This window comes from Pedobacter sp. D749, assembly GCF_019317285.1.
In the GTDB taxonomy this organism is placed as follows: Bacteria; Bacteroidota; Bacteroidia; order Sphingobacteriales; family Sphingobacteriaceae; genus Pedobacter.
In genome coordinates this window covers 2,997,014-3,014,944 of the sequence record NZ_CP079218.1, presented here as the reverse complement: position 1 = coordinate 3,014,944, position 17,931 = coordinate 2,997,014, and the positions used below count along the sequence as shown (strand labels likewise).

General features: G+C 38.0%; 18 protein-coding genes. 7 read left to right on the top strand and 11 right to left on the bottom strand.

The features are described from left to right. Positions 1 to 306: 306 nt before the first annotated feature. From KYH19_RS12120 to pyrE, 3 genes are all read right to left on the bottom strand, one after another. Positions 307 to 2,982 carry an alpha-L-rhamnosidase gene (locus tag KYH19_RS12120; RefSeq protein ID WP_219075303.1) on the bottom strand — a complete coding sequence of 892 codons (2,676 nt, stop codon included), beginning with the start codon at positions 2,980 to 2,982 and terminating at the stop codon, positions 307 to 309. A 139-nt stretch (positions 2,983 to 3,121) separates the two neighbouring features. After that, a complete protein-coding gene (locus tag KYH19_RS12115) occupies positions 3,122 to 3,520 on the bottom strand; it encodes an SRPBCC family protein (RefSeq protein WP_219075302.1) in 399 nt (132 codons plus the stop codon). A gap of 34 nt (positions 3,521 to 3,554) precedes the next feature. Next, entirely contained in the window at positions 3,555 to 4,220 is a 666-nt protein-coding gene (pyrE, locus tag KYH19_RS12110) for an orotate phosphoribosyltransferase (protein WP_219075301.1), read from the bottom strand. A gap of 286 nt (positions 4,221 to 4,506) precedes the next feature. Here pyrE and KYH19_RS12105 point away from each other — a divergent pair, with 286 nt between their 5' ends. Further along, on the top strand, positions 4,507 to 4,683 hold the full coding sequence (locus tag KYH19_RS12105; RefSeq protein ID WP_219075300.1) for a hypothetical protein: 177 nt from the start codon (positions 4,507 to 4,509) through the stop codon (positions 4,681 to 4,683). 8 nt (positions 4,684 to 4,691) lie between these two features. Here KYH19_RS12105 and KYH19_RS12100 read toward each other — a convergent pair whose 3' ends face one another. Next, on the bottom strand, positions 4,692 to 5,444 hold the full coding sequence (locus tag KYH19_RS12100) for a DeoR/GlpR family DNA-binding transcription regulator (protein ID WP_219075299.1): 753 nt from the start codon (positions 5,442 to 5,444) through the stop codon (positions 4,692 to 4,694). A 51-nt stretch (positions 5,445 to 5,495) separates the two neighbouring features. Between KYH19_RS12100 and nudK the strand changes: the two genes are divergently transcribed. Together nudK and KYH19_RS12090 are read left to right on the top strand one after the other, a co-directional pair. Next, the gene (gene nudK / locus KYH19_RS12095; RefSeq protein ID WP_132401455.1) at positions 5,496 to 6,074 is read left to right on the top strand and encodes a GDP-mannose pyrophosphatase NudK; all 579 of its coding nucleotides are present in this window, start codon (positions 5,496 to 5,498) and stop codon (positions 6,072 to 6,074) included. 97 nt (positions 6,075 to 6,171) lie between these two features. Continuing rightward, complete coding sequence (locus tag KYH19_RS12090) at positions 6,172 to 7,215, top strand: NAD(P)-dependent alcohol dehydrogenase (protein ID WP_219075298.1); 1,044 nt, start codon at positions 6,172 to 6,174, stop codon at positions 7,213 to 7,215. A 94-nt stretch (positions 7,216 to 7,309) separates the two neighbouring features. Here the strand turns inward: KYH19_RS12090 and KYH19_RS12085 are convergent, their stop codons facing one another. Then, complete coding sequence (locus KYH19_RS12085; protein ID WP_132401449.1) at positions 7,310 to 8,176, bottom strand: hypothetical protein; 867 nt, start codon at positions 8,174 to 8,176, stop codon at positions 7,310 to 7,312. Positions 8,177 to 8,585: 409 nt separating this feature from the next. Here KYH19_RS12085 and KYH19_RS12080 point away from each other — a divergent pair, with 409 nt between their 5' ends. Further along, positions 8,586 to 9,197, top strand: a complete 612-nt coding sequence (locus tag KYH19_RS12080) for an NUDIX hydrolase (protein ID WP_132401446.1) — start codon at positions 8,586 to 8,588, stop codon at positions 9,195 to 9,197. A 188-nt stretch (positions 9,198 to 9,385) separates the two neighbouring features. Here the strand turns inward: KYH19_RS12080 and KYH19_RS12075 are convergent, their stop codons facing one another. From KYH19_RS12075 to KYH19_RS12055, 5 genes are all read right to left on the bottom strand, one after another. Continuing rightward, positions 9,386 to 9,991: a hypothetical protein gene (locus KYH19_RS12075; RefSeq protein WP_132401443.1), complete on the bottom strand. Its 606-nt coding sequence runs from the start codon at positions 9,989 to 9,991 to the stop codon at positions 9,386 to 9,388. Next, positions 9,981 to 10,484 (bottom strand): RNA polymerase sigma factor, encoded by a 504-nt coding sequence (locus KYH19_RS12070; RefSeq protein WP_132401440.1) that lies wholly within the window; start codon positions 10,482 to 10,484, stop codon positions 9,981 to 9,983. The genes KYH19_RS12075 and KYH19_RS12070 overlap by 11 nt, the downstream gene beginning before the upstream one ends. A 318-nt stretch (positions 10,485 to 10,802) precedes the next feature. Then, the gene (gene coaD, locus KYH19_RS12065; protein ID WP_025146892.1) at positions 10,803 to 11,264 is read right to left on the bottom strand and encodes a pantetheine-phosphate adenylyltransferase; all 462 of its coding nucleotides are present in this window, start codon (positions 11,262 to 11,264) and stop codon (positions 10,803 to 10,805) included. Positions 11,265 to 11,374: 110 nt separating this feature from the next. After that, positions 11,375 to 11,911 carry an RsmD family RNA methyltransferase gene (locus tag KYH19_RS12060; RefSeq protein WP_219075297.1) on the bottom strand — a complete coding sequence of 179 codons (537 nt, stop codon included), beginning with the start codon at positions 11,909 to 11,911 and terminating at the stop codon, positions 11,375 to 11,377. Further along, the gene (locus tag KYH19_RS12055) at positions 11,902 to 12,708 is read right to left on the bottom strand and encodes a DUF3822 family protein (RefSeq protein ID WP_132401431.1); all 807 of its coding nucleotides are present in this window, start codon (positions 12,706 to 12,708) and stop codon (positions 11,902 to 11,904) included. Before KYH19_RS12055 ends, KYH19_RS12060 begins: the two co-directional genes overlap by 10 nt. Before the next feature lie 465 nt (positions 12,709 to 13,173). Between KYH19_RS12055 and KYH19_RS12050 the strand changes: the two genes are divergently transcribed. From KYH19_RS12050 to KYH19_RS12040, 3 genes are all read left to right on the top strand, one after another. Then, complete coding sequence (locus KYH19_RS12050) at positions 13,174 to 14,313, top strand: putative sensor domain DACNV-containing protein (RefSeq protein WP_219075296.1); 1,140 nt, start codon at positions 13,174 to 13,176, stop codon at positions 14,311 to 14,313. 205 nt (positions 14,314 to 14,518) lie between these two features. Next, positions 14,519 to 15,952: an ATP-dependent RecD-like DNA helicase gene (locus KYH19_RS12045; protein ID WP_219075295.1), complete on the top strand. Its 1,434-nt coding sequence runs from the start codon at positions 14,519 to 14,521 to the stop codon at positions 15,950 to 15,952. A gap of 157 nt (positions 15,953 to 16,109) precedes the next feature. Next, the gene (locus tag KYH19_RS12040; protein ID WP_219075294.1) at positions 16,110 to 16,781 is read left to right on the top strand and encodes an MCP four helix bundle domain-containing protein; all 672 of its coding nucleotides are present in this window, start codon (positions 16,110 to 16,112) and stop codon (positions 16,779 to 16,781) included. 283 nt (positions 16,782 to 17,064) lie between these two features. Here the strand turns inward: KYH19_RS12040 and KYH19_RS12035 are convergent, their stop codons facing one another. Continuing rightward, a complete protein-coding gene (locus KYH19_RS12035; RefSeq protein ID WP_132401419.1) occupies positions 17,065 to 17,910 on the bottom strand; it encodes a S1 RNA-binding domain-containing protein in 846 nt (281 codons plus the stop codon). Between the last annotated feature and the right edge of the window lie 21 nt (positions 17,911 to 17,931).

Here is a 17,931-nt window from a genome sequence, read left to right as displayed (position 1 = left end):
CTGCGCGAGATCGTCATTCCCAACTCGATTGGGAACCACCTAGTGCTTATGAATGCCGATAAAAAACAAAAAAATAATGAATAATCGTAATGCAAGCGCTTTAAGATTCCCGCATGCGTGGGAATGACGACCGTGCTAATGGATTCTGTCTATAGTAGCGTAGTCGAAGTGTTTTATTAATGCGTTGAAATGGTTACCAACTACGCTCAGGCTCACATACGAAATAAATTTATTTAATTTTTAAACAGGCTCTTCGTTAAAGATTTTAATGTTGATGCAATGATTTTATTCTTGGCCTAAACCAGGTTAATGCTTGGCTTTGTTCTCAATGATATATTTACCAGCGGCTAAATCTATTTTTCCAATGTTGTTTATCTTACCATTTACATAAATATCCATGCCACGCGTAAGCGGTACGTTAATGGTTGCAGTAGAGTTGGCCGGAATGGTGATATCATATCTAATTCCATCCTTCGTTCTTTTCCAGGCGCTTATAATCTTCCCATAAGGACCAACATGACTAGCCTCAAAAGAATTCAAGCCTTCCACCACATGAGGATCCAGTATTACATGTTTAAAGCCAGGCTGTTTTTCATCAGGCTTAATGCCGCCTGGTGATTTGTATAACCAGGCACCAATTTCTCCAAACATAATGTGGTTCATTGAAATGTCTGATTTTGCATCTATGGGCCAGTTCTCATATAAAGTGGTGGCTCCATTTTCCATCCACCAACCCCAGCTTGGATAGGTTTTTTGAGCGGCAACTTTATAGGCAATATCGCTGTAGCCATTTTCGCTTAGCGCATTTAAAATGGCTTTGGTACCCAATAATCCAACATCCAGGTGGAAACCGTCAGCTTCTACACGCTTGGCTAAATTTTCGGCAACCAAAGCAACAGATTCTTCGGGAACAATTTTCCAATATAACGGAACACTCATTTCGGTTTGGATACCCGTGTTGTAAATTCCTTTTTCTTTATTCAGGTATTTTGCATTAAAAGCATCTTTTATTTTTTTTGCAAGTGCTGTATATTTAACGTGATCATCATTTTTGCCTAAAATTTTGGCAGTTTTAGCCAAAATCACTACATCTGCATAATAATAACAGGTTGAAGTCAGTTCTACTGGGGATTTAGATTTAACCGGTATCCAATCGCCCAAGCCCCAGGTGGTTAAACCTGTTGGGTAGGTTTCGTCAATATGGTTCACGTATTTTCTGATATTTTCGTAACAATCGGCAAGTAGTTTTTTATCACCATAAAAAAGGTAAACATTCCATGGAATAATGGCAATTGTACTTGTCCAGTCTGGTCCGTTGCCCCATTCATAACCCCAGCCATCAGTAGGGATTATGGACGGTAAAACGCCATTTGGTTGTTGTTCATCCCTGTGATCGGCAAGCCATTTTTCGTAAATGGTAATGCCGTCAAAACCATAAAGACCAGTTTCTATCGCAATCTGGGCATCGCCCGTCCAGCCGTTTTTTTCTCTCTGCGGACAATCTGTGGGATAGCCAAAAAGATTTGATAGATAAGAATTGTTGGTAGCGTAATATATTTTATTAATGATTGGTTCTGAAGATTTAACATCACCAACAACCGGTACATCACTGTGCATAAAATAACCTGTGAGATTTTCTTTTTTCAATTCAATTGGAGCAGAGCTGCTTACTTCTACATATTGAAAACCCTTATAGTTAAAATGCGGCATAAAACTTTGTGTACCATTTCCATTTAAAATCAGGATATCCGTTTGGAAGGGATCAGTATTATCAGTCGGACGGTAATGCGCATCAATATTGGAAATATCTACATGTCCGTTGGCATATAAACGTTCCCCATGTTTTAATTTTATAACAGTCCCTGCCGCACCGCTTACGGTTATTTTACTTACGCCAGAAATATTCCTCCCCAGATCGAACAGATAAGTGGTATCATTAAACTTTCTTAGACTTTTGCTGGCTATTTCTTCAACATTGCGGATAGGGTGCATGGCCTGTGCAACAACGTTTTTAGATGGTGCTGAGCGATAGATCACATTTTTCCAATCTGTATCATCAAAATCGGCGGTGTTCCATCCTGGTTTTTCTAAACGCGCGTCGTAATGCTCGGCGGTATAAATACTATTAAAAATAATCGGACTTAAAGTTGTTTTCCATTCTTTACCCGATTTAATGATTTCTGTTGTGCCATCTTCGTAAGTAATGCGTACATCAAGACAAAAAGCTGGCCTGTTGCGCCAGGGGGCGCGGTCGAAATCCCACACTGCAGTCGACTGGTGATTGTACCATCCATTGCCCAGCAGGATGCCAATAGCATTTTTGCCTTTGCTAATGGCGTTCGTTACATCGTAGGTAACATATAATGTACGCCTATCAAAACGGGTATACATGGGGTCCATACGGTGATTGCCTATTTTTTTGCCGTTTATAGAAAGCTCATATAAGCCCGCAGCAGCAATGTAGGCTCTGGCTGACTTGATTTTTTTAATTGTGGTAAAGGTATTCCGGAAATAGGGTGCAGGCTTAAGTTTTGTATTTTCGTTATCCGAAATCCACGCGCCACGCCAGTTTTCCATTTTCATCATTCCCGTTTCAAAACTGGCTATATATACTTTGTTTGATTTTCTTTGACTTCCATCTGCAATATCAATCTTCCAATAATATTTAGTAAAAGGTTTTAGTGACTGACCCGAATAAATAACCAGATTATCATCTGATTTAACCCAGCCTGTATTCCAAAGTTTTGCCGTGGCATTAACAAGCGTGGCCGAATCGGTATCTAAAAGAATGCGGTAGGCTGTTTGTTTGGCTCCCTGGCTGGCATCGTTCATTTGCCATGTAAAACGTGGATTTGGATTATCTAAGCCGATCGGATTAACCAAATATTCGGTTTTTAAATTGGTAAGCGATTGAGCAAATGTTTTGGAAGTGGGAGCAAGCGCAAAAAATAAAGCAGTTACCTGAAGAAATTTGAGGTTCATAGTTAAATGGTTATTCAAAAACTAAGGTATTAAAATAATGTACTGATAAGAGAACGCAATGGAAATTTTACGCATAAAAAAAGACGAAGTTTAATTCGTCTTTTTTTATGCGTAATCACATTATATGTGTAGTCAATTTCTAACCTAATATCTCTTTCAGTTTTTCCGTTTGGTGATCGGCCAGTTTTTGTAGTGGGCCAGATGCCAACATTTTCATCATCATGTTCAAGTCTGCTGAGATAATGTGTTTAGCCGTCGTTGTTCCGTTTCCGTTATCTGCTACAGTCCACTTTAATTCTACATCAAAAGGTGCTTTTTCACTCGGAATTGCTATTATTTCCTGGTTTTCGATACGGCTCGAAATTTTGATGGCCAATTTTGCCATATTCTGGATGGTAAACCGTGCATCATCCTCAGTAGATTCCCAGTTGTAAATGTTTTCTGGCATTAATTGCTGATGATTGTTCATATTGGATAGAAAAGTATAAACCTCAGCAGTTGGTTTATTAACTTCTACTGTGCTTTCGATAACAGTCATTATATATTTGTATAGATTTGTTTTTGCTCCAAACTTAAGACTCTGAACTCAAAATTCGGCCTTGTCCCCATTCTGAAGGATTTAAGCGCCATTTGCCTAATAATTCCATATCACTCTTGGCAATAATGCTGTGTTCTGCAGCATAATCGATTAAAGCGCCATAGCTTGATAAGGTGAGGTAACGACATTTTGCTGCTGCGAAATTTTCATCTGCTTTTTCGAAACCATAAGTGAAAATTGCCGCTAAACCAGCAACCGATAAACCTGCAGCTCTCAGTGCTTCAACAGCCTGTAAACTACTTTTTCCGGTTGAAATTAAATCTTCGATCACCACCACCCGTTGGCCTTCTACCACTTCTCCTTCAATTAAACTTCCGGTACCATGTTCTTTAGCTTTTGCTCTTACATAGATAAATGGTAAACCCAGCTCTTGAGCCACTAAAACGCCTTGAGGAATTCCAGCTGTTGCAACACCTGCAATAACATCTACCGAACCAAATTCTTCTTGTATGGCCTGAGCAAGTTTCTGACGGATGTAAGTTCTAACCTGAGGGTGGGAAAGGGTAATTCTGTTGTCGCAATAAATCGGCGATTTCCAACCAGATGCCCAGGTAAAAGGATTATTTGGTTGTAATTTGATTGCTTTTATCTGTAATAAAAATTCCGCTACCTTTAATTCAATATCACTTTTATTATACATGGCTCAAAATTACAGATTTATTTGTGTTTGTCATAACGTTTATTAAGTCACTTTGTTTTTAGTGAGGGAAGAATATCTGGATTTGAATTAACAACGACTTCCTAATGCTACAAATATTGGAAATTTTGATGGATGGTAAAAGCTATTTATTGCCACTTCCTGTAAATCAGTACGATAAAGAATAGGGAGGTTTTAAAATAGACTATAAATAAGTTATGATTAGTTTAAAGCTGTGTGGCGTGTAACAATTGATAAAGTTGGCCGTCCTAATTTATATATCCTATTTATGATAGTTTTAAAATCCGATTATTTCTCCTCGCACGAGCGCCTTACCCGTTTTATTAACGAAAACCACATTAAACGCGAAGATATTTTAGCAATTACGCAAGCTCCAACTTTCCTTACCATCTTTTTTTATGCTGATGATGCTGTTGAAGAAATTACGCACGGAATATTCTCCTAATTAAATTCCTAAGCGGTTACCGAAAATACTGATATCCCTTTAACCCCGAATTCGTTTACTTCAGGTCCATTGTAGTCGGTAATTAAAATATTTACTAGCGATAAATCATTAAATTTTAAATACGATGTTTTTCCTATTTTGCTGGCATCACAAAGCATATAAACACAATCGCTTTGCGATGCCATAGCCAAAGTATTCGAAGCTTCTTGCTCACTACCTGCATACAATCCTTCAGCAGTGATCCCATCTATACCTAAAAAGGCTTTAGAAGCATGGTATCTGGCAATATGTTCCTGTGCCATAGTTCCATGAACGGCTTGTCTTGCTGCATCAACCTCACCTCCAATAAGGTTTACGGTTACCGCGCTGTGCTGCAACTCATTTACTACCGGTAGCGAATTGGTAATTATCTTTATTTTTTTGTTTTTGATAAACTGGCATAATCTAAAGGCCGTGCTTCCGCAGTCGATAAATATAACATCGCTATCCATAATGTCTGCTGCAGCCCTTTTGCAAATCGCATCTTTTGCCTTTAAATTTACTGCCGCTTTATTTGCAAATGAAACCGGCTTAATTACTTCACTTATTTTCATGGCACCACCATGTGTACGGTAGAGGAGCCCATTGGCGGCCATAGTGGTCAGGTCTCTTCTTACGGTAACTTCAGAAACGCCAATTTTAGTGCTTAACTGCCGGATCTCGACTTCGCCAAACGCTTCTAAAAGTTCAAGAATTTTATGCGCCCTTTTTTGAAATGTCATATATAATGATTTAATTCGATCAAATTTAATCATAATCAATCAAAAATAATCATGAAAAATATAAATATCCTCAAGACCCAAATATTATCCGATAATTGGTACACACTCAAAAAAGTAACTTTTGAGATGACTGGGGTGGATGGTGCTAAATCTGTTTTAGAACGTGAAACTTATGATAGGGGAAACGGCGCCACAATCTTATTGTATAATAAAGAAACGAAAACGGTTGTACTTACCCGTCAGTTTAGGATGCCCACATTTATTAATGGTAATTATACCGGTTACCTTATTGAGTGCTGTGCCGGACTATTAGATCAGGATAATGCGGAAGATTGTATCAAACGGGAAACGGAAGAAGAAACCGGATTTAGGATCGATAAAGTAGAAAAAGTTTTCGAAGCCTACATGTCGCCTGGCTCTGTTACCGAACTATTGTACTTTTTTGTTGCAGCATATTCAAACGAGATGAAATTGCACGATGGAGGAGGACTGCAGGAAGAAAATGAAGATATAGAGGTTTTAGAAATACCCTTTGAAAAGGCGCTTGAAATGATGAAATCTGGTGAGATAAAGGATGGTAAGACGATTATGCTCCTTCAATATGCTCAATTAAATGAATTGATGGGATAATGTATTGTTTGAATTTTGCAATGATTTATTTGAATTGTATAACTGTTCATAACAAACTGCTGTTTACATTTGTTATGTCTAATTAATTTAAATTTTTATGATAGCAACAAAAGGATATGCGGCACAAAATGCCGAAACTGATCTCGCACCCTGGAATTTTGAGCGCCGGGAAGTAGGGCCTCATGATGTTCAGTTCGAAATACTTTTCTGCGGGGTTTGTCACTCAGATCTGCACCAGATTAAAAACGATTGGTTCCCGGGAATATTCCCAATGGTTCCTGGTCACGAAATTGTAGGCAGGGTGGTAAAGGTTGGAGATCACGTGAAGAAATTTAAGGTGGGCGATCTTGCCGGTACAGGATGTATGGTAGATTCTTGTCAGGTTTGCGAAAACTGTAAGCAAGATTTAGAACAATATTGTTTAGAAGGAAACACCCAAGCATACAATGGTTTGGAAAGAGATGGTAAAACGCCAACTTATGGTGGGTATTCTGATACGATTGTAGTAAGAGAAGAATTTGTACTTCATGTATCAGACAAATTAAACCTTGCTGCTGTAGCACCACTTTTATGTGCAGGTATTACCACTTACTCTCCATTAAAACACTGGAAAGTAGGGAAAGGTCATAAACTGGCTGTACTTGGTTTAGGTGGTTTGGGCCATATGGCGGTGAAATTTGGTGTAGCTTTTGGCGCTGAGGTAACTGTATTAAGTACTTCACCAAAGAAAGAAGAGGATGCTAAAAAGTTAGGTGCCCATCATTTTGTGGTAACTACCGATCCGGCGCAGGTTAAGGCAGCAAAGGGTACATTCGATTTTATATTGGATACGGTATCTGCAGAACATGATTTTAACATGTACCTTTCTTTACTGAGAACAAATGGTGTACATATTTGTGTAGGCGTTCCACCTAAACCAGCAGAAATTGCAGCTTTCAGCCTATTGGGTGGTAGAAAAAGTCTGGCAGGATCAGGTATTGGCGGTATTGCTGAAACTCAGGAAATGTTAGATTTCTGTGCGGAGAACAACATCGTATCGGATATTGAAATGATCGATATGAAAGATATTCAAACTGCCTACGATAGAATGCAAAAAGGTGATGTACGCTATCGTTTCGTAATTGATATGGCTACGTTGTAGACTAAATATCAGATAATACTTAATAATAGGGGTTAGAGACTGGAAGTAAAGGTCTTTAATCCCTATTTGTTTATCCAGATAAATCAGTCAGTTCCTAGGCAGTGTAATTTTGTTTTACAAACGCTGATATAGAGCTGTTATGATCAGATTCTACTTTGGAAATCTGTTTTTTGTTGGTTAAAAGCAAATTTTGAAGCGTACTTAATGAATCTTGAAGATAAGAGATAGACAACGTGCGTGAAATCCTGCTTCTGATCTTTTCTGCGAGAAACAATTCAACCAGGATCAGTGTGATCAAAAAGATATAATGCGTGAAGATCAGGTTATTGGTATTTTTGCTCAAAGGCGGCAATCCTAATGATACAAAGACAATATCTATTATTAATGGAATGCCGATAATGGCAACAATTGATATGGCACTTGCTTTCAGCGTAATGCTTTTTTCAGCCTGTTTTATCTGTTCATTTAAAGCCGAAAGCTTGCTGTTAAGTGGCGTATTTCTATTATTTTGTTGCTGCTCTAGCTTTTGAAGGTCTTTTCCATGTGCGATATCGATTTTTCTAATTTGCTCCATGATCGATGATTCGGCATTATTAAGCTTTTCCTGATCTTCAACGATAGATTCTTGCTCCGCTATAATTTTATCCATTACCATCAAATCGTCGGGGATACCATGGCGGAGCTTTTGTTCTGCTGCAACAATACGATTATCCAATTGTTTAAACTGCCTTTTAAGTTCAGTAATTTCTTTATTATAATGGTCTTTTTTTGAGGCGTAACTGTTTTCCAGACTTTGCAGTTCAGCTGCGTACTCGAAACTAGCCAACAGCTGCTCATTACCGGCAAAACGCTGATAAAGCCCTGTTAATGTGATAAAGAGTTCTCCCGTTGATTTTTCTGGGTTAGAAAGATCGTTTCGGTATGCTTCCAGATCTGTTTCGGATAATGAGGGTATAGGCATGGCAGATTAAAACGTTAAAATTATGAAAAAATATTATCGTTAAGGGAATTATTCACCCTTGTTTTCTAACTGAATGTTCGAATATATGTTACCTAACCATTTTTTTTACATTCTAGTGTGTATGGTCTTAGCTGTTTAGGATTATTATTGAATTAAATATTTAATTTTTTTTACTCTTAAATAAATTATTCTATATTTGCAGCAAGCAAGGGGTGAGAGCCTTGCATCAATCTTTGATTGAGAGCGTTAATTTAGATAAGGTTACAACATTAATTGTTGTAACCTTTTTTTATATCCTATAAATAACCCAACAATTTTTCTACTTTTAGCGCATTGCAAAATATATTAGGTTTCGCAAAAAGAAATCTTAAAAAAGCAGCTTCGTTAGTTTAAAGTGTGTTAAAAATATATGCCAAGAAATTATAGAATTTACATCAACGATAACACTTTGTTTATCTCCGATTTTTTGCCTGAGCAAAAAGAAAAAATTCAACAACTGGAATTTCAGGATTTTAATCTCGAAACATTCTACAAAAAACTAAAAAATGGTTCCAGAAAGAGTTATATTTTTTTAACGAAAAATCCTCAGGAAACCTTTAAAAAGTTAAAGAAAGATTGTACTATTATAAAGGCTGCCGGTGGTTTGGTAGAGAGTGCAAACGGTAATTTTTTGTTTATTTTTAGAAATAAAAAATGGGATCTTCCAAAAGGAAAGCTTGAAGAAGGCGAAAAAATGAAGGAAGCGGCTGTTCGTGAGGTAGAAGAGGAATGTGGAATCAGGGTTTTTAAACGCGAAGAAAAGCTTTGTAAAACCTATCATGTTTATCCGATGGGCAATAAAATGGTGATCAAGAAAACCAACTGGTACAAAATGAAGGTTAAAGGTGAACCAAAATTGGTTCCTCAAAAAGAAGAAGGCATTGATGAAGCAGTTTGGCTGGATAAGAACCATATTTCTCCAGTAATTAAAAATACATTCCCATCTATTATGGATGTGTTGAGGTTTGGAGGAATATTGTAGTGTGGATCTGAAATTTTAACCACAGATCGTTTTTGCCGTGGTGTCAGATATTACTATCTGACACAGGTTAAAATAAAAAAATCTGCGGTTAATATAACAAGCTGTCAGATGGTAACATCAGACAGCACCAAAGCCATCTAAATTTTAACCACAGATAAAGTGGATGAACACAGATCTAATTGGGCAAATTATTCGTTATCCAGTTCATCAACTACTTTTTTAACCTGTTTAAGGTATTTTCCGTAATAAAACCATGCCCATAGTTCAGTAATGGCACCGATAATCAGGATGGTAATGAAACAGTTAAGCAGGATATATACTGGCGACAACTTGCCTAAAATGCTTGTAAAAAACCAAGCTTTTTCTATAAATAAAAAGGCAGCAAGAAACCCTACTGAAATAAAGGCCACAATGTAAGTTAAAGCTTTGTATAGCTCAATGTTCAGTTTCATTTCGTAATAGAACCAGAGGATATTTTTGCGGGTGTCCATACTCATATCGTAAGAGTTTTTATAGAATACATAAAATTTAAAGAAATAGTAAGCCGTAAAACCACAGGTAATGGCATAAGTGATGAGGTATACCCGATTAACAGTAGTTGAAAAACCAAAAAAATGAGGTATTAAGGCCATAAACCCCAAAAAAAACAGTTGATAGAAAAATTCATGTTTCATTTTTGCCCTGATTTTATCGATAGGGGTGTGCGCCTGTCTTATTTTAAGCATATCGGTAGAAATGTTGCTTCCCTCAGGATTTTCAGCATTCCATTCGTTTTTTAAATCGTCAAAATTCATAACCGTTTTTCTTTATGATGAATTGTAATTTTTCTTTGGTTCTGTTGAGTTTAACCCGTGCATTTACCGCGCTGATTCCCAGGTTTTCGGCGATATCGCGATGGGATTGATTTTCCAGAAAAAGGAAGATCAATGCTTTTTCAATTGCGTTTAATTCTTGAACGGCAGCGTATAAATAGGCCAGCTTTTCTTCTTTTCCTTCATTTTCGTTTACATCCATTATATCGATGTTCTCATCCAATGGTGCTTTATCGACTTTTCTATTGTCTTTTTTAAAATAGATTAAGGCTGTATTGAGGCACACTCGGTACATCCATGTGGTAAACTTGCTGTTTCCTTTAAAAGTAGGGTAGGCTTTCCATAGCTGCAGTACAATTTCCTGAAACAGATCACGCTGTTCTTCGGGATCTTTCATATACATTTTGGAAATCTTATGTATAATCCCTTTATGCTGATTGATCAGGTTGAGAAATATGTTTTCTGTTTCTTTCATTGTATACCCAATAGGTAACCGATTTTTGAAAACGTTACAGGTTAAGTAAAAATAATATTTAACTACAGATAAAGGGGGGAATACAGATAAGATTCCATTAAATTGGTCGTCTTTTCCGATCATGTGGGAATCTTAATACAAATAGCTTTATGTATAAAAAATCGCGTTCTAGCGAGACACTAAGACTAGTTGCTGCTAAGACCAGTTGTTAAAACACTTCGTCCTACGGATACCACTCTGAAAGAGGGGTATAATGTAAATAAGATAAACCTGGATTTAAATCTGTGTTTATCCGTGCGCATCTGTGGTTAACAAAAGCTATAGAAAGTCAAGTGCCTCTTTGGGTACAAATGGGCTCACATCGCCGTGGTTTCTTAAAATATCGCGGACAATGGTTGAACTGATGGCTGAGTATTCGGGTTTGCTTAAAAGTAAAATGGTTTCTACTTCAGGCATCATGGTCTGATTGATCTGTGCAATAGCCCGTTCATATTCAAAATCAGCAGCTGAACGGATGCCCCGGACCATGTATTTGGCGTTTATTTTTCGGCAGAAATCTACGGTTAAACCTTCGTAAGTTTGGATTTCGATATTCTCATAGCCTTTAAAAACGGTCTGTAAAATCTGTAAACGCTGCTCTGCACTTAAGAAATTCTGTTTAGAACTGTTGAGTCCGATACCGACTACAATTTTATCGAAAAGCGGGGTAGCACGTTGTAATATGTTTACGTGAGCAATAGTGATCGGATCAAATGAGCCTGGAAATAGCGCTATCTTCATGATTCAAATATAGATTATTATAGTTAAAACAGGAATAGTTTGTGGCCGAGCGTTTGGCGTATAGCGTGGATCAATCTAATGAACAGACGAGTCAATCACCAATGAACAATTTAACTAAATTCGAAAAAACTAAAAGAAGAATTTCCATATTTCCTTGTTTCGGTATAACCCGGCTGGCTGTTTAGCTTCATGTTACTTTGGTGCTCTACAACGAGTAAGCCATCGGGTTTAAGCAATTGTTGCTCTTTAACCATCACCGGTATCTGCGGTATGTTTGGCATATTGTAGGGCGGATCGGCAAAGATGAGGTCGTAAGCGCCGGTCATTTGTTTTAATAACTTGAAAACATCGCCTTTACGGACATCAACCTGATCGAACTGGTATTGTTTTGCGGTGTTTTTAACCCAATTTACGCAACCATAATCCATGTCTACCGCTAAAATACTTTCTGAACCACGTGAGGCAAATTCAAAAGTTAAATTTCCGGTACCACAAAATAAATCCAATACGGCGCAGGTTTCAAAATCATATTTGTTATTCAGGATATTAAAGAGGGCTTCTTTGGCCATAGCCGTTGTTGGGCGTACCGGTAAATTTGCAGGGGGCTGCAAACGGATGCCCTTTAATTTGCCACCAATTATTCGCATAAATCTAAAGCAAGGAGACCGCTGAAATAGTGTTTAGGCATATCGGCCAGTAATTCGCTATTTTGTTTTCCAGCAGGAAAGAAGAAATAAAGTTGGTTAAAGTATTTTAATAAGCAATTATAATGCTCATCATCTTCGTTTATAATGCCTTGTAAATAAACAGGGATGGTATCAGTTAAACCCAGTTGTTCGATCATTAACAAAAGGAAATAATTAAACTCTTCCCCATTTTCTGATTGGTAGTGGTTTTGAAAGACAATCTTTTTATCTTTTACATAGAGCACATTGAACGATACTGCTGTAAAATCGATTAATAAAGATTCGGCGGCCAAATGATCGAATAAGACCATTAAAGGTTCAGACTGTGGAAATAAATCCGTTTTTTCGGGCAGATTTGCTTTTAAATCCTCATCTAAGCAAAATACAGTATTAAAACCTAGCTTCTCATTGTGTTTGGTATAAACTTTTGCATCAGAAACTAAATACTTAGCATAAACGGTCAGATCCTCTCCATCAAACCATTCATCAGGAATGAAAATGAAATTCGAGGTATGAATGGCCGCTTTTACCGCTGCATAATTTAACGATAGATAATTGTCGGTTTGAAAAGCAGATTTCAATTCTTTCTGTATATCATCACAACCTTGTTGATCAAAAATGATATTGATCTCTTCTGTATCCTTGCCAACCACAGCATAAGAAAAGCTGTCATTCGTTATTTTTAATAATAAATGGCAGTTTGCAGATGCATCAGCTTTAAAATCCGGATCAACTAATAAGAGACTATTGTTACTCATTGAAACAAAAATAGAGTTTTTTAAGGATTAACCGTAAGATGAGGTTAAATTTTTGACTTTACCACAGAATTATTGGCTAATAGCTTAAAAGGAAGTTTGCTACTTTGTTTTTTTTACCACAGATAAAAAGGATAAACACAGATCATTTGTGTAAATTCTTAATTTAATAAGTAAACTGATATATCATTAGCCACGGAAACACGGAGCTCACGGAAACAATTCCTAGCCATTTTGCTTTGTAGTTGCCCAATGAACCTTTTTACCACCTGAGACACCTTAGTTCACTTTAGTGAATTCATATTCGCCAAAAAATATACAATTAACTTTGTGTTCTTTGCGCCTTTGTGGTTAAAAGAACATCAAATATATCTGTGAAGATCTGTGGTAAAAATGTCTGTAGTTTTTTTACCAAAATCAAACCTTTCGGATATTCAAAAATCAAAATATTCGGCTTAAATTCGGAACATGAGTTATAAGCCTACCTATAAAGCGGCAAACACGATTGCAGCAACGATAGAACAACATTTTGTTAAACTGCATAAAAATGCGATTGCACAAGGTGAGATAGATTTGGCTACTCAACCAGATCAAAAAATAATTGAAGCGATAATTGATGTTGCTTTTTGGAGCAGTCTGCGTAAGGAGGAAGGGCATTCGCCGCGGATTTCGATTGCTTTTTTACCACCGGAGCAAACCTCGAAACCATTACGGTTTGCGAAAAAACTAGCGTTAAACGCGAATACCTTAACCAAAATAGCACCTGGGATTGAACGTTCAGGGATCCACTTAGGGGTATGGGAAGAGGATGGAGAACTTTATATCTGGGGTACAACCCTTAATATTCCGAACTTTTGTTTTGTAGTTGATGTTTCTGAACCTGGTTTAATCGTGATTAAACACCGGAGGATTTATGGCATTGGCAAGTTTACCAACGTTGCTGTGCTAAAAGGGGAGCAGATTCGTATTGTTGACGATAGAAGCTGTACAAATAGAGATTGTCCTCCTATTTTGCAGGCATTACTAGATCTGACTGTTTTGGCTAGCTGGAATGATCCGATTAATATTTTGATCCAGTTTTCGGTTTCTATGCGTGCGCATGGCAGGGGTGGGGCCTTATTAATTGTACCAAAAGGAGATACAAAATGGGAAGAATCTATTATTCACCCGATACAGTATTTGGTAGAACCTCCATTCTGTGGCCTATCTAACCTGGCGAAACAGAACGGAAATCAGAGTGAAATTTTCTCGCAGGGCGCTGTTCGCCGTGAGGTTGAGCATTTGGCGGGTTTAACCGCGGTTGATGGTGCAACGATCATCAACGAAGAATTTGACCTGATTGCATTTGGCGCCAAAATCGGTCGCGCAAAGGGGAAACCTACGGTAGAGCAGATTGCTTTTTCAGAGCCGATTGTTGGTGGAGAGGACAAAATTCTTTATCCCGGACAACTTGGTGGTACCCGCCATTTTTCTGTGGCCCAGTTTGTAAACGACCAGTCTCAGTCTATTGGTTTAGTTGCCTCTCAGGACGGCCATTTTACCATTTTCAGCTACAGTAAAAAGCAAAATATGGTAATGGCACATCGCATTGAAACACTACTTCTATAATTTAAATTGCTTAATTGTTACATTGTTTTATTGTTGAGGTAAGGAGCACTTAGAAAAGAGCATTACCTTTGCCACCTAAACCGTATTACAGCGGCATCCCCCGATTTTTTCATCGGGGATATAGCGGAAAGACGGACTGCCGGAACAAATTAGCATAGCAACTGCTTTTCAAAAACAATTTATCAATAAAACCATTTAACAATACATGTTAACCGATAAAAGCCAGCTTATTGCCTCAGCATACGAACATACACCTACCAAAGAACAATTGCTTTTTTGCGAACGGATGTCGGTATTTTTGCAACAGGATGATGAGTACCGCTGTTTTGTATTAAAAGGTTATGCCGGTACGGGTAAAACTACTTCTGTAGCGGCTTTGGTAAAGGTTTTGAAACAATTTAACCTGCGTAGTGAGTTGCTGGCTCCAACCGGAAGGGCTGCGAAAGTTATGAGTCAGTATTCATACCGGAAAGCACTAACCATACATAAACGGATTTACCGCAAGCGCTCAGCGGCATCGCCAGAAATGCAGTTTCAGCTGGCACCTAATCTCTCCGAGAATACGCTGTTTATTATCGATGAGGCCTCGATGATTGCCGATGAATTCAATGAAACAGGCTCTTCCATATTAAGAGATCTGCTGGAGTTTGTGTACAATACCAAAAACTGCTTTTTACTTTTTGTGGGCGATACGGCACAGTTGCCTCCTGTGGGGAGCTTGGATAGTCCGGCATTGAATGAGCAGTACCTTAAAGATAAATTCGCCTTAACAATTTCGTCGGTTGAATTGAAAGAAGTGGTTAGGCAGGGAAAAAAATCGGGTATTTTGGCCAATGCCACGATGCTGCGGAACCAGATTGCCAAAAATCCTGAAAATCCGATGCCTAAGTTCCTGACAAAAAACTACACCGATATTTACAACATGGCGGGGGCACGTTTGGTAGAAGGACTGGAGTATGCTTACCGAAAATTCGGTATGGAAAATACCCTTGTGGTTTGCCGTTCCAATAAATCGGCCAATGTGTATAACCAGCAGATTAGAGCAAGGTTGCTGTACCGCGAAGAAGAATTAACAGGTGGTGATCAGATTATGGTGGTTCGCAATAATTATTTCTGGCTGCCTGAGAACGAGGATACTGCTTTTATTGCCAATGGAGATATGGCGAAAGTAATTCGTGTGAGGGGAGAAGAAGAACGTTATGGATTCCGTTTTGCCGATGCCACATTGGAGTTTATGGATTTCCCTGCTGCGGGGCAGATTAGCTGTAAAGTAATGTTGGATACTTTAAATTTAGAAAGTGCAAATCTTCCTTACGAACAAAATAAAAAGCTTTTTGATGGCCTTAACGAAGATTATGAGCATATTGCCAATAAGAGACAGCGTATGCTGGCCATTAAAGCCGATCCTTTTTATAATGCGCTGCAAATTAAGTTTGCCTATGCTGTTACCTGCCATAAAGCGCAGGGTGGACAGTGGGATGCTGTTTTTGCAGACCAGGGTTATCTTACGGAAGAAATGATCGATCTGGATTTTCTACGATGGCTGTATACCGCTGTAACGCGAGCAAAAAAAGAGTTATATTTAGTCAATTTTGCGCCCCAGCTTTTCGCGAAGACAGCGCAGGAAGATTACTTTTAGGAGAAGATAACCACGAAGACACTATGGCACAATTTTGTTATCGTGCTGTACAAATTAAATAAGTTAGCCATAAAGTTATTTCTTTGAGTTTTCGTGCCTTTGTGTGCATAAGCAAAATGAGATAATCTTATGATCGAACATACTAACCGAATTATATATGAAATTTGCTTTTAGTCTTAAGAACAAGCTAAAAATAGCTTTCCTGCTTTTTTGCATCATGTGCTGCACTTTGCTGATCCGTTTTTTAGAGGATAAAAGTGTAGAAAAGATTAACGAATCTTTTATTTCAATGTACAATGACCGGCTGGTACCGGCAACAGACTTATATTTTATTGCTGAAAACCTATATCATAAAAATGAGATCCTTCAGGAAATAGTGTTGGGCAATAGTGCTGTTCATCCCTCAACTGGTATGGTGAAGATGAATAAACACAACCGTAAAATAGATTCGGTAATTAATAAATACGAACTTACTTTATTGGTAAAGCAGGAGAAAAGTTTTTTAAACGACCTTAAAAAGGCATTAACTGTTCAGCAAGGATTGGAAACTAAAATTTTGAACGTGGCTGGCACAGAGGGTAGGGCAATTTACGAGTCGATGGGTAGAAATGCCTCAAAACAGACTTTAGCTAAACTTTCGGCGCTCATTAAAATACAATCTAAAGTTGGGAATGAGCTGATTAAAGGATCAGAAATTTTTGTTTCAGGAACCAAGGTTTACTCTACTTTACAGGTTATTTTGGCGATAGTAATTGGAATTATGATTGTGGCCATAGTTTCGGCTTCTAATGCAGTGAAAATTCAGAGCGAGAAATTTAATTTGAATTAGATTTACCACAAAGTTACGAAGACACAAAGCAACTCTTTTTATCTCAACTGGAGCGCGTAGGTCCTTCGACTACGCTCAGGATGACAAAGCGAGTAAAGTAACTGATTGGAGATCTATCCAGTGTTAATCTGTGTTTTCCTGGCTAGAAACAAATTTCGTCATCTCCTTTGATTTATCAAACGACCGGAATGCAGCGAAGTGGAGAGATCTACCTCGAGACAGATTTCTCCACTTCATTGCACTACGCTCGAAATGACGATCCTTTTGTAATTTAATTTTATTACTATTCAGCGTCTTCGTCTGTTAGTAACCTGATCGAATCGTCAGAAAGTACGATTAAACGCTCTTTATACAATGAGCCAATGGTTTTTTTGAAAGCGCTTTTACTGATTTGGAAACGATGATAAATATCTTCCGGGGAACTTTTGTCGCCCAGTTCAATTACACCGCCACTCTTTTTCAGCTCCCTTAACATCATCTCTTTCGAATCGAGAATATGGCCATAACCGCTTGGTTGTAAGGTTAAATCGATTTTACCTTCTACACGGATTTTCTTGATCCAGCCCTTGCGCATTTCGCCTGGTTGGATATTATCGAAAACCTCGTTATTGTAAAGCAAACCTATATAAGTATTGTTGATAATGGCGTTGAAACCAAGATCGGTTTCTTCGGTAATCAATAAGCTTACTTCATCGCCCTCTTCAAAATCGAAGCCATCTTCTTCAACAAAATCATATAGTTTAGAAGAAGCCAACAAGCGGTCGTTGCTTTCGTCTAAATACAGGTAAACCACATATTTATAGCCTTTTTGCATTGGCCTTTTTTGCTCGCGATCCGGAACATATACATCTTTATCAATACCAAGGTCCATAAAAACGCCATCATCACCATCGGAAACCACTTTTAAAAAGGCAAAATCGCCTACTTCTGCATAAGCTTTCTGGGTAGTTCCCGTTAGGCGGCCATCTTTCTGTACAAAAACAAAAACATTAATGTTATCGCCAATTTCTACACCATTCGGAACGTATTGGTAAGGCAGGATGACTAGTTTATCGCCGTCAGTTAAGTTTAATCCAGCTTCTGTTTTGCTTAAAATCCTTAACTCGTTGTATTTTCCTATTTCAATCATTTTATTGGGGTCTAACCATTT

What these genes read in the sequence shown, in the direction of transcription:
- nudK (WP_132401455.1), top strand. Translation starts at nt 5,496, where the DNA reads ATGAAAAATATAAATATCCTCAAGACCCAAATATTATCCGATAATTGG.
- KYH19_RS12100 (WP_219075299.1), bottom strand. Translation starts at nt 5,444, where the DNA reads ATGACATTTCAAAAAAGGGCGCATAAAATTCTTGAACTTTTAGAAGCG.
- KYH19_RS12090 (WP_219075298.1), top strand. Translation starts at nt 6,172, where the DNA reads ATGATAGCAACAAAAGGATATGCGGCACAAAATGCCGAAACTGATCTC.
- KYH19_RS12080 (WP_132401446.1), top strand. Translation starts at nt 8,586, where the DNA reads ATGCCAAGAAATTATAGAATTTACATCAACGATAACACTTTGTTTATC.
- KYH19_RS12035 (WP_132401419.1), bottom strand. Translation starts at nt 17,910, where the DNA reads ATGATTGAAATAGGAAAATACAACGAGTTAAGGATTTTAAGCAAAACA.
- KYH19_RS12085 (WP_132401449.1), bottom strand. Translation starts at nt 8,176, where the DNA reads ATGCCTATACCCTCATTATCCGAAACAGATCTGGAAGCATACCGAAAC.
- KYH19_RS12120 (WP_219075303.1), bottom strand. Translation starts at nt 2,982, where the DNA reads ATGAACCTCAAATTTCTTCAGGTAACTGCTTTATTTTTTGCGCTTGCT.
- pyrE (WP_219075301.1), bottom strand. Translation starts at nt 4,220, where the DNA reads ATGTATAATAAAAGTGATATTGAATTAAAGGTAGCGGAATTTTTATTA.
- KYH19_RS12075 (WP_132401443.1), bottom strand. Translation starts at nt 9,991, where the DNA reads ATGAATTTTGACGATTTAAAAAACGAATGGAATGCTGAAAATCCTGAG.
- coaD (WP_025146892.1), bottom strand. Translation starts at nt 11,264, where the DNA reads ATGAAGATAGCGCTATTTCCAGGCTCATTTGATCCGATCACTATTGCT.
- KYH19_RS12050 (WP_219075296.1), top strand. Translation starts at nt 13,174, where the DNA reads ATGAGTTATAAGCCTACCTATAAAGCGGCAAACACGATTGCAGCAACG.
- KYH19_RS12040 (WP_219075294.1), top strand. Translation starts at nt 16,110, where the DNA reads ATGAAATTTGCTTTTAGTCTTAAGAACAAGCTAAAAATAGCTTTCCTG.
- KYH19_RS12055 (WP_132401431.1), bottom strand. Translation starts at nt 12,708, where the DNA reads ATGAGTAACAATAGTCTCTTATTAGTTGATCCGGATTTTAAAGCTGAT.
- KYH19_RS12105 (WP_219075300.1), top strand. Translation starts at nt 4,507, where the DNA reads ATGATAGTTTTAAAATCCGATTATTTCTCCTCGCACGAGCGCCTTACC.
- KYH19_RS12045 (WP_219075295.1), top strand. Translation starts at nt 14,519, where the DNA reads ATGTTAACCGATAAAAGCCAGCTTATTGCCTCAGCATACGAACATACA.
- KYH19_RS12060 (WP_219075297.1), bottom strand. Translation starts at nt 11,911, where the DNA reads ATGCGAATAATTGGTGGCAAATTAAAGGGCATCCGTTTGCAGCCCCCT.
- KYH19_RS12115 (WP_219075302.1), bottom strand. Translation starts at nt 3,520, where the DNA reads ATGACTGTTATCGAAAGCACAGTAGAAGTTAATAAACCAACTGCTGAG.
- KYH19_RS12070 (WP_132401440.1), bottom strand. Translation starts at nt 10,484, where the DNA reads ATGAAAGAAACAGAAAACATATTTCTCAACCTGATCAATCAGCATAAA.